This window comes from Actinomadura sp. NBRC 104425, from assembly GCF_030269545.1.
GTDB classification, from domain to species: Bacteria; Actinomycetota; Actinomycetes; order Streptosporangiales; family Streptosporangiaceae; genus Spirillospora; species Spirillospora keratinilytica.
In genome coordinates this window covers 197728-211533 of sequence record NZ_BSTN01000005.1, presented here as the reverse complement: position 1 = coordinate 211533, position 13806 = coordinate 197728, and the positions used below count along the sequence as shown (strand labels likewise).

Annotated in this window: 14 protein-coding genes; 5 read left to right on the top strand and 9 right to left on the bottom strand. The window is 73.6% G+C overall.

All coding sequences use genetic code 11. The annotated features are described in order from the left end of the window. Window positions 1-1273: 1273 nt before the first annotated feature. Entirely contained in the window at window positions 1274-2362 is a 1089-nt protein-coding gene (locus tag QSK22_RS10700; RefSeq protein ID WP_285493913.1) for a tyrosine-type recombinase/integrase, read from the top strand. Here the strand turns inward: QSK22_RS10700 and QSK22_RS10695 are convergent. Continuing rightward, window positions 2336-2569, bottom strand: a complete 234-nt coding sequence (locus QSK22_RS10695; protein WP_285493912.1) for a hypothetical protein — start codon at window positions 2567-2569, stop codon at window positions 2336-2338. The genes QSK22_RS10700 and QSK22_RS10695 overlap by 27 nt on opposite strands. Before the next feature lie 499 nt (window positions 2570-3068). Between QSK22_RS10695 and QSK22_RS10690 the strand changes: the two genes are divergently transcribed. After that, window positions 3069-3806 carry a phosphatase PAP2 family protein gene (locus QSK22_RS10690; RefSeq protein WP_285493911.1) on the top strand — a complete coding sequence of 246 codons (738 nt, stop codon included), beginning with the start codon at window positions 3069-3071 and terminating at the stop codon, window positions 3804-3806. 654 nt (window positions 3807-4460) lie between these two features. Further along, window positions 4461-5126: a response regulator gene (locus QSK22_RS10685; RefSeq protein WP_285493910.1), complete on the top strand. Its 666-nt coding sequence runs from the start codon at window positions 4461-4463 to the stop codon at window positions 5124-5126. Window positions 5127-5179: 53 nt separating this feature from the next. Here QSK22_RS10685 and QSK22_RS10680 read toward each other — a convergent pair whose 3' ends face one another. The 3 genes from QSK22_RS10680 to QSK22_RS10670 form a co-directional block, all read right to left on the bottom strand. After that, window positions 5180-5440 carry a PGPGW domain-containing protein gene (locus QSK22_RS10680; protein ID WP_285493909.1) on the bottom strand — a complete coding sequence of 87 codons (261 nt, stop codon included), beginning with the start codon at window positions 5438-5440 and terminating at the stop codon, window positions 5180-5182. A 331-nt stretch (window positions 5441-5771) separates the two neighbouring features. Continuing rightward, entirely contained in the window at window positions 5772-6395 is a 624-nt protein-coding gene (locus QSK22_RS10675; protein ID WP_285493908.1) for a YigZ family protein, read from the bottom strand. A gap of 22 nt (window positions 6396-6417) precedes the next feature. Further along, window positions 6418-7209, bottom strand: a complete 792-nt coding sequence (locus QSK22_RS10670; protein ID WP_285493907.1) for an HAD-IIA family hydrolase — start codon at window positions 7207-7209, stop codon at window positions 6418-6420. 261 nt (window positions 7210-7470) lie between these two features. On the opposite strand from QSK22_RS10670, the gene QSK22_RS10665 reads away from it, so the two are divergent. Beyond that, window positions 7471-7896, top strand: a complete 426-nt coding sequence (locus QSK22_RS10665) for a RidA family protein (protein WP_285493906.1) — start codon at window positions 7471-7473, stop codon at window positions 7894-7896. 138 nt (window positions 7897-8034) lie between these two features. Here QSK22_RS10665 and QSK22_RS10660 read toward each other — a convergent pair whose 3' ends face one another. After that, window positions 8035-8610, bottom strand: a complete 576-nt coding sequence (locus QSK22_RS10660) for a TerD family protein (protein ID WP_285493905.1) — start codon at window positions 8608-8610, stop codon at window positions 8035-8037. A 590-nt stretch (window positions 8611-9200) separates the two neighbouring features. On the opposite strand from QSK22_RS10660, the gene QSK22_RS10655 reads away from it, so the two are divergent. Next, window positions 9201-9347: a hypothetical protein gene (locus QSK22_RS10655; protein WP_285493904.1), complete on the top strand. Its 147-nt coding sequence runs from the start codon at window positions 9201-9203 to the stop codon at window positions 9345-9347. A 488-nt stretch (window positions 9348-9835) separates the two neighbouring features. Here the strand turns inward: QSK22_RS10655 and QSK22_RS10650 are convergent, their stop codons facing one another. The 4 genes from QSK22_RS10650 to QSK22_RS10635 all read right to left on the bottom strand — a co-directional run bounded on the left by QSK22_RS10650 (window position 9836) and on the right by QSK22_RS10635 (window position 13658). Next, entirely contained in the window at window positions 9836-10477 is a 642-nt protein-coding gene (locus QSK22_RS10650) for an SRPBCC family protein (protein WP_285493903.1), read from the bottom strand. A 109-nt stretch (window positions 10478-10586) separates the two neighbouring features. Then, window positions 10587-11003: an ArsR/SmtB family transcription factor gene (locus QSK22_RS10645; RefSeq protein ID WP_285493902.1), complete on the bottom strand. Its 417-nt coding sequence runs from the start codon at window positions 11001-11003 to the stop codon at window positions 10587-10589. Between the two features lie 64 nt (window positions 11004-11067). Next, window positions 11068-12129 (bottom strand): aminotransferase class V-fold PLP-dependent enzyme, encoded by a 1062-nt coding sequence (locus QSK22_RS10640; protein WP_285493901.1) that lies wholly within the window; start codon window positions 12127-12129, stop codon window positions 11068-11070. A gap of 149 nt (window positions 12130-12278) precedes the next feature. Continuing rightward, complete coding sequence (locus QSK22_RS10635; protein WP_285493900.1) at window positions 12279-13658, bottom strand: alkaline phosphatase PhoX; 1380 nt, start codon at window positions 13656-13658, stop codon at window positions 12279-12281. Between the last annotated feature and the right edge of the window lie 148 nt (window positions 13659-13806).

The following is a 13806-nucleotide window of genomic DNA, read 5'->3' as shown; positions in this document are numbered from 1 at the left end:
CGGGCAAATCGGCCAAAAGTGGGCAACTTTGCCAGGGTGGAGACGTCCTCAGCAGGCCCGGCGGGGGAGCGGCACGGGTGAACGCCGCCATTGGCTGCACGGGAACCGCATGTCCCGACACCGCGCGCACCACCACCGCGCCATCGGCGCATGGGCGACCGCCCGCCTGGCGGAGGCCTCTCCCGCTCGGTGTGCGAGCACCCGCACGCCCGCACACACCAGCCGGGACTGCCGCCGGTGCGCCAACCAGCATCTGCCTCGAAAAGGCGAACGCCTATCCAGCAGCCGCGGGCGGCTGCTGCGCGCCGTGACGGCGCCCACTGCCGCCGCGCCGAAAGCCATCGCCCACCATCCAACCCGGGGGACCGGCGGGCGGAGTGCTCCGGATGGACATCAACACCGGATGGACATCAACACGCCCGCGGACGTCGCCGCCTCGGTTGGAAGCGACAGCACGCCGGTGAGCACGACAACCGAACGAGAAGGCGACGCAAGACGCAGCGTCGCGCGTCGAGGAGCCACAACCGACGGTGACCTCAGCCGGCACGGCACATCGGTGCGCGGACGCGCCATCCCGAGAAGACCGGCGGGTGAAGAGGGCACGAGGGACGGCGGGGCGGGCGCGTGGGAGTGCGGGGCCCCAACCAGCTCACTTGACATAATGTGCATTATCGACCATACATCGAGCCTGGTCGGAAGGGGTGCGTCCGAGCTGTTGGCGCGTTCGGCGGCGGCGTGTCGCCCGGCGTTCCAGCCGTCCGGCGCCTTGCCGTCCGGCGGTCGGCGACACGGGCGCCGAGGGCGGGCCGACGTCGACATCGGCGTCCGGGCGGTGTCCGGCTGCGCCGGGTCCACCCGGGCTCCGCAGTTGCACCGGGTGCAGGGCCGCCGGGCGGCGGCTCGTGTGCGGCGGGTGCCAGGAGGCGGCGCCGTGCGGTTGCAGGGCGCCGTTGCAGCCGACCCCAGTCGGACGCCGATGTCGGACGGCACGTCGGGGCCGCCCAGACCGTCCGGCGACCCTGGGCGCCGATCCCCTGACGGCCTCGCCGACCTGGCCGAACAGTGCCTGATCCGTCATCGCGCCGCGCTTTTGCGTCCCCCGTCCGCAGCGGCGCGGCCTGGGCCGGTGCTGCCGCGGTGCCCCCCTTCCGCGCTCTCTTCCCGACCAGGTGATCAAACCCTACAGAATCCAACTTCTGAGTGGTTTGAGATGTTTTGTCGGATTTGTGGGGGTGGTGGGGTCTGTCGGCGGCGGACGGTAACGTGCCGCGATGTGCGTCCCCGTGATGTCGAACGTGTCACCGTCGCCCAGGCCGTGGACCGGTACGCCGAAATGGTCCGCGCCAAGTCCGTCACCGGCGCGCTGGCGCCCGGCAGCGCCGAGGTGTACGTGCGCGACGTGCACACCTTCGCCGAACTGGCCGGGCCCGACCGGGTGCTGGACGATTTGACCGGCGAGGACATCGACCAGGTGCTGCTGGCGTTCGCCCGCAAACCCGACGGGCGGCGCCGCAGCCCCTCCCCCTCCCCCGGCGGCGGGCGGGCGGCGGGCGAGGGCGCCGCGGTCGCCGCGCAGAGCGCGGCCTCGCAGGCGCGGTTCCGCCGGTCGGTGTCGGCGCTGTTCCGGCACGCCGTGATCGCCGGGTGGGTGCAGCTGGACCCGATGACGGCGGCGACGGTGCGGCCGCGGCAGCGGGGCGGGCTGCGCCCCGAGCGGCGGGCGCTGACCGCCGAGCAGGCCGAGGGGCTGCTGGGCGCGGCGCGTCGGCTGGCCGAGGCGCCGGCCGAGCCGGGGCGGCGCCGCGACCAGCGCGTGGAGCTGCGGGACGGCCTTATTGTGCTGCTGTTGGCGGCGGTGGGGCCGCGGGTGTCGGAGCTGACCCGCGCCGATGTGGAGCATTTCTTCGTCAACGACGGGGTGCGGTACTGGCGGGTGTTCGGCAAGGGCGGCCGCACCCGGGACGTGCCGCTGCCGCGTCCGGTGGCGGAGGTGCTGGAGGCGTATCTGGCCGAGGGGCGTCCCCTGCTGGACCGCGGCCGTGAACCCAGGGCGCTGCTGCTGTCGTGGCGGGGACGCCGGCTGGCGCGCGGTGACGTGCAGGCGGTGATCGACCGGGTGCAGGCGCGGGTGGAACCGGAGCGGCGCCGTGCCGTCACGCCGCACGGGTTGCGGCACACCACCGCGACGCATCTGCTGGCGGCCGCGACCGACATGGACGCGGTGCGGCGGGTGCTGGGGCATGCCGACCTGTCGACGCTGGGCCGCTACCGTGACGAGCTTCCCGGGGAGCTGGAGGCGGCGATGCGGGTGCATCCGCTGCTGGGGCGCGTCGACTCACGGCCCTCCGGCCAGGAGCACTGACGGGCGCAGGCGAGGCGCTGAGGGGTGTCGGGAGCAGCCGCTGTGCGCCGGCTGAGCGGGCCGGTGGTCAAGGAGGGGGCGGGCGAGTTCGCAGGACTCGGCGAGGTTGCTGCCGCGGTAGTCGATGCGGGCCAGGTCGGACAGGTGCCGGTCGGCGTTGACGGCGACGGTGTGGGTGAGGCGGCGGAACAGCGGCGCGTCGGACATCGAGTCGCCGTAGGCGATGCAGCGGTCCCGGGGCAGGCCGTGGCGGCGCAGGTTCTCGATGAGGCGGACCTTGTCGTGGGGGAGTGGGGATGGCGTCGGGGTCGAGCGGGGCGGTGAACGGCGGTGGCGGGAAGCGGGAGGCGAGGACGTCGTCGAGGTCGAGCAGGTGGCGGGCGAAAGAGTCGGGTGACATGGTGATGACGGCGCCGTGCTCGCCGCGGGCGCGGATGTCGGCGCAGACGTCGGCGATGCCGCCGATCCAGGGGGCGGCCGCGTAGGCGGCGGCGACGGCTGTTGTGGTGGGGTCGCCGCGGTAGGGGGCGGTGGTGCGGCGGGCCGGGGATCGGAGGCGGGGCGGGGCCGGACGGCCGCCAGCAAAGCCGGTCTTTAGGTGACTTTCTCGACATAATCGTGAACGTCGGGTGAACTCCAGCAGTCTGGTGCAGGATCACATTCCGATGTGGCACTCACATCGATCGCTCCGAGCGTGAGGGAGAACATGCGCGCGCCTGAGTTCAGCGCTGACTTGTACCGCGAGATCACCGAGTTCGCCCATGGGACGCCGTCGTGGGTGCATTCGTTCGCCGAGATCGGCACGGACGCGGGGCTGCTGGTGTTCGCCGTGTTGTTCGTGGTGGGCTGGTGGCGGGCCCGCGGCGGCGACGCGCGGGCGATGGGGTTGGCGCTGGTGGCGCCGGTGGCGGTGGTGGCCGCGTACCTGGTCAGCGAGGTGTCCAAGAGCGCGTTGCAGGAGGAGCGGCCGTGCCGTGCGGTGGCGGGCGCGATGAACATCGTCGCGTGTCCGGCGCCGGGCGACTGGTCGTTCCCCAGTAACCACGCCACGATCGCGGCGGCGTCGGCCGCGGTGATCGTGGTGGCGTGGCGGGCGATGGCGTGGCTGGTGATGCCGCTGGCGGTGTTGATGGCGTTCTCCCGCGTGTTCGTGGGGGTGCACTACCCGCACGATGTGGCCGCCGGGTTCACGGTGGGCGTGGTGGTGGCGCCGCTGGTGGCGGTCCTGCTGGTGCGTGCGGTGGCGCCGCTGGTGGCGGCGTTGCGGCGTGTGGCCGTCGGTGCGGTGCTGCTGGGTGCGGGGGTGCCGGTCGAGGCCGTTCCTTCCCCGGCCGTGGCGGGCGGGGCGGCGCAGACGCCGCCGGCCGGTGACGCGGGGACGGCGGTCACCAGGCCGGACCTGATGGCCATCCCCGGCCGCAATCTGGAGCCGCCGCGCCGCTGACCTCCCGCCGCCGTGCCCGTGTTCGGGCAGGTCGGCAGTCACCTCGAACCCGCCGCCCGGGGTGGGGCCTGTGTGCAGGACGCCCCCGGTCAGCCCGGTCAGCCCGTGCCCGCCGCCGGCCGGAAGCGGCCGCGTCTCGGCGGGCGGGGCCTGTTTGGTCACCGTCGCCGTCACGCCCGACGCGTCATGCCCCACGCGCACGTGCACGGGTGCGCGTGGGGCGTACTTGGCGGCGTTGGTGAAGGCCTCCTGCACCACCCGGTACACCGCCAGGCGCACCATCGGCGCCGGTTCCGCGCCCCTCTCCCCCGCCGTGTCCCCTGGTATGTCCCCTGGTGTGTCCCGGCGCAGTGCCTCCCGGGGCGTTCGCGGGCGGCGGGGGCTCTTCGACGAGCATGACGGCAATGCCGAAGGCGCGGGCGACCAGCTCCGCCACGGCGCGGCCGTCCGGGCCATTCGGAAGTTGATCACCGGTGGGGGTGCCGCTCAACTACGGTGGTGCCGTGACAGTGACCCGATGGGCGCGGTGCCGTCGGGCGCCGTCGGGACGAGCCGGTACGCGCGGGCGCGTTCACACGGCCGCCTCCGCTCCTCCTCCTGCACGCCCCCGCAACCGACGACCAGACCGAAGACCGGTGACATGAAGGAGAACAGTTGATCCCGGTGCTGCTGGCCGACGACCAGACACTGGTCCGGGCCGGATTCCGGTCCATCCTCGAAGGCGAGGACGACATCGAGGTCGTCGCCGAGGCCGCAGACGGGCAGACCGCCGTCGACCTGGCCGCCCGGCTGCGCCCCCGCGTGGTGCTGATGGACATCCGCATGCCCGTCCTGGACGGCCTGGAGGCCACCCGGCGCATCGTGTCCGACCCGCGCCTGACCGACGTCAAAGTGGTGATCTTGACGACGTTCGACCTGGACGACTACGTCTACGGCGCGATCAAGGCCGGGGCCAGCGGCTTTCTGGTCAAGGACACCGAACCGCCCGAACTGATCCACGGCGTGCGGGTGGTGGCGCGCGGGGACGCGCTGTTGGCGCCCACGGTGACGCGCCGCCTGATCGCCGAGTTCGCCGCCCGCATCACCCAGCCCCCGCCCGCGGTCGAGCTCAACTCGCTCACCGACCGCGAACGCGAGGTGCTGGAACTGGTCGCCGCGGGCCTGTCCAACGAGGAGATCGCCGAACGGCTCGTGCTCAGCCCCGCCACCGCCAAGACCCACGTCAGCCGCATCTTGGCCAAACTCGGCGCGCGCGACCGCGCCCAGCTGGTGGTGCTGGCCTATGAGAGCGGCATGATCCGCCCCGGCTGGCTCAGCTGACCCCACCGGGCCCGCCCCGGCCCGTCGGCGAGCAGGGCCGGGGCGGGAAGGGTTCAGGCGTCCCCGCCGGCGGCCGGGCGGCTGCGGATCTTGCGCCAGGCGGCGCGGACATAGCCGTTGAGGCGTTCGCTGACGCGGCGCGCGGCGGGGAACTCGGTGCCCAGCAGCCCCAGCCCGGCCAGGATCGCCACCACCCCGGGCCCCGGCAGCACCAGCATCGCCACACCCGCCGCGATCAGCGCCACCCCGGCGAGTGCGACCGCCGCCTTGCGCAGCACGCGCCATCCCACCGCGTGGCCCGTTCGCGGCGCCACGGCTCGGCCGTCCGGTCCGGTGCTCCCCGTTTCGGGGTCGGCGGCGGTGGCGATGGGGGTGGCGGCGGTGGGTTGCTGGCGGTGCCGGTGGCGGTCACAGGGCCTCCTCACAAGGGACGGCGGGGCAACACGACTTGCTCCTACAGACGCTCCGAACAGCCCTTGCGGCCGCCGCCGCGCCCTGTCTGTGATCATCCCCACATCGCGCCGCTCCCGGTGCGGCCCGGTCGCGGGCCCCCGGCACGACAGCAGGAACACCGGCCGGCCCGGGCCGGGTCGGCGCAGGCCGGGTCGGCGCAGGCCGGGTCGGCGCAGGCCGGGTCGGCGCAGGTCAGGGGACGGGGACCTCGACGTAGCCTTCGGCGCCGTACCGCACCTCGGCGCGCCCGCCCGTCACCTGCGCCACCCACGCCCGGAAATCGTCCACCTCGGCCACCGCGACCGGCACGTCGGCCTCCACCAGCCGCCCGTACCGCACCTGCGACGGCTCGCGGCCCCGCCCGTGCAGGTCGCCCAGCAGCCGCCCCGCCAGCGCGTGATCGGCGCTCACCGTCACCGTCACCACCGGACGCAGCTCCACCACGCCCACCGCGTCGATCGCCTCGGACACCGCCTGCGCGTAGGCGCGCACCAGCCCGCCGGCGCCCAGCTTCACCCCGCCGAAATACCGGGTGACCACCGCGACGACCCCCGTCAGGCCGCGCCGCACCAGCACCTCCAGCATCGGCACGCCCGCCGTGCCGGACGGCTCCCCGTCGTCGCTGCTCTTGGTGATCTCACCGTGCTCGCCGACCACGTAGGCGGTGCAGTTGTGCGTGGCGTCGCGGTGCGCCCGGCGGTGCTCGGCGATGAACGCCACCGCCTCGGCCTCGGTCTGCACCCGGGCCAGTGTGCAGATGAACCGGGACTTGCGGATCTCCAGCTCGTGGCGGCCCGCCTGCCTGATCATGCGCATGGTGTGCCCCCGGGAGCCGCCGTCAGGACGCCGGGTCGATCATTTCGATCACGTCGGCGATCGACGGCACCACGTGCGAGGGGCGGAACGGGAACCGCTCCACCTCCTCCTTGCGCGTCACCCCGGTCAGCACCAGGATCGTCTCCAGCCCGGCCTCCACCCCGGCCACGATGTCGGTGTCCATCCGGTCGCCGATCATCGCGGTGCTCTCGCTGTGCCCGCCGACCACGTTCAGCGCCGTGCGCATCATCAGCGGGTTGGGCTTGCCGACGAAGTACGGCTGCACCCCCGTCGCCTTGGTGATCATCGCGGCGACCGCGCCGCACGCCGGCAGCGACCCTTCGGCCGACGGCCCGATCGGGTCCGGGTTGGTCGCGATGAACCGCGCGCCCCGTTCGATCAGCCGGATCGCCTTGGTGATCTGGGAGAAGCTGTAGGTGCGGGTCTCCCCCAGCACCACGTAGTCGGGGTCCAGGTCGGTCAGCACGTACCCGACCTCGTGCAGCGCCGTGGTCAGCCCCGCCTCGCCGATCACGTACGCCGAGCCCTCCGGACGCTGGTCCTGCAGGAACCGCGCCGTCGCCACCGCCGAGGTCCAGATCGACTCGGCCGGTACGTTCAGCCCCACCGCCGCCAGTCGCGCCGCCAGGTCCCGGCGGGTGTAGATGGAGTTGTTGGTCAGGATGAGGAAGCGTTTGCCGGAGGCCTCCAGCCGCCGGATGAACTCTTCGGCGCCCGGAACGGGCTGCCCCTCATGCACCAGGACGCCGTCCATGTCCGACAGCCACGACTCGATCGGCTTACGCGCACTCATGCCGTCATTCTCGCAGGCCCAGATCTTCGCCCGCACCCCTCGAGCGCCGCCCTTTGGCGAATGTGCGCCACCGCGCCGTGCCCGGACGCGGCGGCGGCAGCGGCGGCGCAGGCCGGAGCGCGGCGGGAGACCGGTGGCCATGAGGGCGCGGCGGCTTCTACAGTGACCCTCCGTCCATCATGGACGGGTGGTTCGGGTGCGGGCGCCGCCGGTTTCGGCCTGTGCCCGCACCGGCCGCCCGCGTCGGAAGGGAAACAGCCTGTGAACGAGCCGTCCGGTGGAACCGTCCCCGGCGTCCATGCGATCAACCCGCCCACGCTGGCGCCCGGTCCCGGCTACAGCCATGTCATCAGCGTCGATACCCCGGGCCGCCTCGTGGTGATCAGCGGGCAGATCGCCTTGGACGCCGACGGGGCCCTCGTCGGCCCCGGAGACCTGCGCGCCCAGACCCGGCAGGTGTTCACCAACCTGCACACCGCGCTGACCGCCGCCGGCGCCGACTGGCGGCATGTGATCAAACTCGGGTACTTCCTGCGGGACGCGTCCCAGGTCGCCGTCGTCCGCGAGGTCCGCAACGAGATGCTGCCGCCGGGGATCGCCCCCGCCAGCACCCTGGTGGAGGTGTCCCGCCTGGTCCGCGACGATCTGCTCATCGAGGTCGAGGCGCTGGCCGTCGTGCCGTCCTGACACCGCCTTCCTCCCCCCGTGTCCCCTGTGCCGCCGCACGGGGGCCGCGACGAGAAAACGGGGGGTGCGCGGCGTGACCGCCGCGCACCCCCCGCGCGTCCCGTACGCCCCCTTGTGCGGGGGCGTGCAGGTGCAGGATCAGACGTGCACCCCGTAGTCGGCGGCGATGCCCGCCAGGCCCGAGGCGTAGCCCTGCCCGACCGCGCGGAACTTCCACTCGCCGCCGTGACGGTAGAGCTCACCGAACACCATCGCGGTCTCGGTGGAGGCGTCCTCCGACAGGTCGTAGCGGGCGATCTCGCTGTTGTCGGCCTGGTTCACCACCCGGATGAACGCGTTGCGGACCTGGCCGAAGTTCTGCTGGCGGCTGTCGGCCTCGTAGATGGACACCGGGAACACGATCTTGTCGACCTCGGCGGGCACCGCGGCCAGATTGACCCTGATCTGCTCGTCGTCGCCCTCGCCCTCGCCGGTGAGGTTGTCGCCGGTGTGCTCGACCGACCCCTCGGGGCTCTTGAGGTTGTTGAAGAACACGAAGTGCTTGTCCGACAGCACCTTGCCGTCCTGCGAGCACAGCAGGGCGCTGGCGTCGAGGTCGAAGTCCGTACCGGTAGTGGTCCGCACGTCCCAGCCCAGACCCACCACGACCGCGGTCAGTCCAGGAGCCTGCTTGGTCAGCGAGACGTTGCCGCCCTTGCTCAGACTGACTCCCACTGTGTCTCCCTCCATATCGGCGTCCGCCCGGGCCGCCTCGCCCGCGCGGTCTGTGTTGTGTCAAACGGTAGTGACCCGGCCCCGGTTCCCCGGTGCACTTGCCGCATTTCCGCGCGCCGGACGCCACCTGCCGTCCGGCACCGGCGACGGCATTCCCGGACGTCAGGTGCCCGGCGGCGCACCCGTCGTCCAGGACGGACGAGACCGGTGCGGCCCATCCCAGCAGGGTCGGCCGAACGCGTCGGCGTACGTGGCCGCAATCGGCCTCAACTCTTGTCGCGCATCCACCGCCGCCCGCTCCTTGGATTCCCCGCTCCTCGCCCGCCGCGGTCACTGTCGGGTGACGCGATGGGGAGAGCACCACCGGCCGCTTCGCCTCCCCCTTGCGAGCACGCCGCGTCCAGCCCGCGCCCAAGGGGCCCGGGCGGCCCGGCGCCCACCGCAGCGAGGGCCATCGGCTCGGAGCTTTTCGGCACCGCGTCCAGCGCGTCGGCGGCGACCCGGTGCGCGGCGCACCGCTCGCCTCCCCGTCCCCGGGACCGGCCACGCTCCCTCGTCATCCGGCCGCACGTCCAGTAACACACCAAGCCGTGTCCGATCCGATCTCGGCGTCCCGTTGCGGTCGGTCCTCGGTGCGGGGAGGCGGCAGCCGGGGCGTCCGCCGCCTGCTGCGGGCCCGCGGCACCGGCACCCGCCACGCCGAGCCGGCCCACGCCGGCAAGGCCGCGATCACCTGATCACTGCACTGCTACGGACCCACCATGATCCGCCGGACACGTCCAAGGGCGTTTCGAGGTGAGGTGAACGCCGTCATGGCGGCGCCGCCGCGATCCCGGTCCCGGCGGCCGCGGCCGTCCACCCGCCTTCGACCCGACCGGCCGCAAGGTCCGCGATGCCGTGGAGCACGGTGTCGACCGCCTCGACCGCTCGAGCGCCACCGGGCCGCCACCAGCCGCCACGCCATGCTCTCCCGCTCGCAACCAGGCCGTCCTCTCGAAGCCGCCGCCGTCGACCGGGCGACCTATGAAGTGGTTTCATGGCGGGCCGTGCGTCCGCTGGTGAGGGGAAGCGCAGGGAGGTCATGGCGGTCTTCTCGCTTCGGTGCCCCGTCGGCTTCGCTGCGAAAGCGACAGCGCGTACACATGCGTGAAGACGGGCTGCGCCCACCGGTCGCCCGGCGCAGGCAGCCGCCGTCCCCACCGCGGCGGACCCGTGGTGGTGCGGGTCAGGACTGCTCGGGAGGGGTGGTGTAGAAGGCGAGGACCCGGTCGGCCGCCTCGCGGGCCGCCTGCGGGTCCGTGCCCGCCCGCACGCTGGCCTCCCGCCACCGCTCGCTGCTCTCCCGGTGGAAGCGGAGGCCCTCCGGGGAGGTCATCCAGGCGGCGGCCTCCTGCCGGTCGACGGTCCGGCCCGTGGTCAGGTGCAGGGCCAGGCCCAGCAGCGCCCCGTCCCACCCGATGCCGACGGCGCCGGGGCCGTACTGCGCCCACAGCTCGTCGTCGACGTGCGCGACGTGCTCCAGCTCCAGCCGCGTGCCGCCGTCGAAGGCGGGGGTGAGCCGCACCTCGATCCAGCTGACCTCCCCGCCGAACTCCCAGGTGGCGGCGAAGCTCTTGGGCGGGTCGCAGCGCTCGATCGTCCCGCCGGCGTTGCCTTCCAACTGGAAGCGGCCACCGGGCCGCAGGTCGCCGGTGACCGGCAGGAACCAGCGCGGGATGCGCTCGATGTTGGTGCAGGCGTCCCACACGTCCTCCACCGGGGACGGGTAGGTCTGCGCGATCGTCAGCACCCGCGCCTGTCCCGCCTCCAGCGTGCGGGTGCCGATGGTGCGCGTCACCGCGTTGATCTGCTCACTGACCTCGATCATGAGGGCTCTCCTTGCCGACGTCGAAGGTGTCGCGGCCGGTGTCACCGCGACCCCGGTCACCGGGTTCATTGCCACCCGGGTCGCCGGGAACCCGGGTCGTTGCGCTGTGTCACGCGCGCTCGGTGCCGTCACCGTGGCCGGTGCCGTCACCGTGGCCGTCGCCGCGGCCATCGGACCCGCCGGGGCCCGCGGACCGGCGCAGGCGGCGTTCCCGCCGGCCGCGCGCCAGCTCGGTGCCCAGCGCGTCCAGGTGCGGCGTCCAGAACCGGCGGAACCGGTCCAGCCAGGCGTCCACCTCCCGCAGCGGCGCCGAGTCCACCGCGTACAGGCGGCGGGTGCCCTGCGCGCGCACCGTCGCGAACCCCGACTCGCGCAGCACCTTCAGATGCTGCGACACCGCCGGCTGGGAGATGCCGAACTCGGCCCGGATGCGCTCCGAGACCGCACCGGAGGTCATCTCCCCCTCGGCCAGCAGCTCCAGGATCCGGCGGCGCACCGGGTCGCCGAGGACGTCGAACGCGTGCACGCCCCGAAACTATCCACCCCGACTTATTAAAGTCAAGGCTTATATAAGGGGTGCTTCATGCGCTCTATGCGGTGGTGACGCGGCCCGCCAGCAGCTCCAGCGCGCGGTCCACGTCGGCCTCGGTGGTGTAGAGGTGGAACGAGCAGCGCAACCGCCCGGCCCGCACCGACGCCACCACGCCGTGCTCGCGCAGCAGCTCGGCCGTCCCCTCCGGCACCGGCACCGACACGATCGCCGAATCCCCCGGCTCCAAACCCAGGCCCGCGCGGAACCGGTCGGCCATGGCCAGGTTGTGCCGGTGGACGGCGTCCACACCGACCCGCTCCAGCAGCTCCAGCGCCGGGGCGTGCCCCGCCCAGCACGGCCACGCCGGAGAAAGGTCCAGCCGGCGCGCGTCACCGGCCAGCCGCAGCGGCAGCCCGTACAGCGACTCCCACACCTGCGCCCCGGCGTACCAGCCCGCCGCCACCGCCGGCAGCTGCGCCAGCACCTTGGGGTCGCCGGTCAGAAAGCACGTGCCGCGCGGGCCCAGCAGCCACTTGTACCCGCCGGCGACCAGCAGGTCGACGCGGTCGGCGGGCAGCGGCAGCCACCCGGCGGCCTGCGTGGCGTCCAGCAGCACCCGCGCCCCGTGCGCGCGGGCCGTGCCGATCAGATCTTCCACGGGGGCCAGGCGGCCGTCGGCCGACTGCACCGCCGACACCGCCACCAGGTCGACCGTGCCGTCCACCGCCTCGGCGATCGACTCCAGCGGCACCGGCCGCACCCGCAGGCCGGGCCGGGCGGCGAACGGGAACAGCAGCGAGGTGAAGTCCTCCTCGGCGACCAGCACGGTCGCGCCGTCGGGCAGCCAGGACGCCACCAGCCCCACGAAGTACGACACCTGCGGCCCGATCGCCACGTGTTCGGCGGGCACGCCCACCAGGCGGGCGAACGCGCCGCGCGCCCGCGCCACCACCTGGTCCATCCGCCCGGTGGTCAGCAGGCCGCCGGCGCGGTCGCGCTCGGCCGCCAGCATCGCCTCGTGCGCCGCGCGCGGCGGCAGCCCGTAGGAGGCGGTGTTGAGGTAGGTGACCTTGGGGGCGAACTCGCGCCGCGCCCGGTCGATGCCGATCGAAGCAGCCATGCCCCGATCATCGGCCGCTGCGCCGCCGCGGCACAAAACACGGCCGGTTCTTGTGCCGTGCCGCCGCGCCGGCCCGTTCGACCGGCATGTTCGACCGGCATGTTCGATGCGAACCGCGCCCGCTCGAGCGTGCGGGCACCCGGCGGCGGTTACAGGCGGCGCCAGGGACCGGTGACGGCGAACGTGGTGCCCGGCTCGTAGACGTTGACGAACATCGTCCGACCGTCCGGGGAGAACGTCACCCCGGCGAACTCGCCCCACTCCGGGGCGTCCTCGGTGCCGATGTTCTGCCGGTTGCGCGCCATCGGGTACACCCGGCGGCCGCGCGTCACCCCGAACACGTGCTGGGCGCCGCCGCCGTCCTCGCACACCATCAGCCCGCCCTGCGGCGCCAGGCAGATGTTGTCGGGCGACTCGCCCGGCGTCTGCACGTCGGTGCCGGGGCCGAACACCACCACCAGCGTCAGCCGCCGCCGCGCCGGCTCATACGACCACACCTGCCCGAAGTGGTCGCCGCTCGACCCCTCCCGGCTGCGGGCGTAACTGGACACGAAGTACACCCGGTCGCCGCCCCAGTAGCAGCCCTCCAGCTTCTGGGCGTGCGTGATGCCGCGGGGGCCGAAGTCCTGGAGCCGGATCGGCGTGCGGCGCGCCAGCGGGTCGGGCACCTTCACCCATTCGATCCGCTCGAACACCGTGCCCGGCTCGGACACCACCGACAGGTCCGGCACGTCCGGCACCCGCATCGCCTCCAGCCGCCCGCCCGCGCGCAGGCTGCCGAACCCGCCGCGCGGACGGTGCGGCAGGAACCGGTAGAACAGCCCGAACGGCCGCTGGAAGGCGTCCTCGGTCTCGTACACCACCCCGTCGCGCGGGTCGACCGCCACCGCCTCGTGCTGGAAGCGGCCCAGCGCCGTCAGCGGCACCGGCTCGGTGCGGCGGCCCCGCGGATCCACCTCGAACACGAACCCGTGGTCCTTGGTGTAGCCGTTGGTGCCGGCGGTGTCCTCGGTCTCCTCGCACGTCAGCCATGTGCCCCACGGGGTGGGGCCGCCGGCGCAGTTGACCGCGGTCCCGGCGATCGCCACGCGCTCGGCGCGCACCCGCCCGGCGGCGTCCACCTCCAGCGCGGTGCAGCCGCCTTTGCCCTCGGGGTCGTAGGTGAGGTCGTCGACGGCGGGTACGCGGTGCGCGGCGTCGGGGCGGTTCTCGTGGTTGCGCACCAGCAGCACCTCGCCGCCGCGGCGCCCGGCGAAGGCGGCCATGCCGTCGTGGTGGCTGGGCACCGGGCCCTGCCCCGACCGCAGCGGCTCGCCCTCACGCGACAGGATGGTGTAGCGGAACCCGCGCGGCAGGTCCAGCACGCCTTCGGGGTCGGGCACCAGCGGCCCGTATCCGGCCGTGCCGCCGACCTCGGCGGCCTGCGCGCAGCCGGAGAACAGGGCCTCCACCGCGCCGGTGAACGCGATGCCGGCGCCGAGCGTGCCGGAACCTGCCAGAAGCCGCCGTCGGGTGACGGGCACTGCCATGGGTCACTCCGTGTGTGCGTCGCCGACGCGAACCGTTCACCGGGCGGACCCCGGCGGTTCACGATCTGTCGCGGTGTTTGTAACACGGGCCTGCGGCGCGGGCATGGGCGAACATTGCCAAGATCGGTCAAGGCCCGTGCCGCGCGGC

Bases quoted from the DNA above. Each gene is read 5' to 3' on its own strand.
- QSK22_RS10695 (WP_285493912.1), bottom strand. From the start codon at position 2,569: ATGTCCGACGCGCCGCTGTTCCGCCGCCTCACCCACACCGTCGCCGTC.
- QSK22_RS10690 (WP_285493911.1), top strand. From the start codon at position 3,069: ATGCGCGCGCCTGAGTTCAGCGCTGACTTGTACCGCGAGATCACCGAG.
- QSK22_RS10675 (WP_285493908.1), bottom strand. From the start codon at position 6,395: ATGCGCATGATCAGGCAGGCGGGCCGCCACGAGCTGGAGATCCGCAAG.
- QSK22_RS10670 (WP_285493907.1), bottom strand. From the start codon at position 7,209: ATGAGTGCGCGTAAGCCGATCGAGTCGTGGCTGTCGGACATGGACGGC.
- QSK22_RS10650 (WP_285493903.1), bottom strand. From the start codon at position 10,477: ATGATCGAGGTCAGTGAGCAGATCAACGCGGTGACGCGCACCATCGGC.
- QSK22_RS10640 (WP_285493901.1), bottom strand. From the start codon at position 12,129: ATGGCTGCTTCGATCGGCATCGACCGGGCGCGGCGCGAGTTCGCCCCC.
- QSK22_RS10635 (WP_285493900.1), bottom strand. From the start codon at position 13,658: ATGGCAGTGCCCGTCACCCGACGGCGGCTTCTGGCAGGTTCCGGCACG.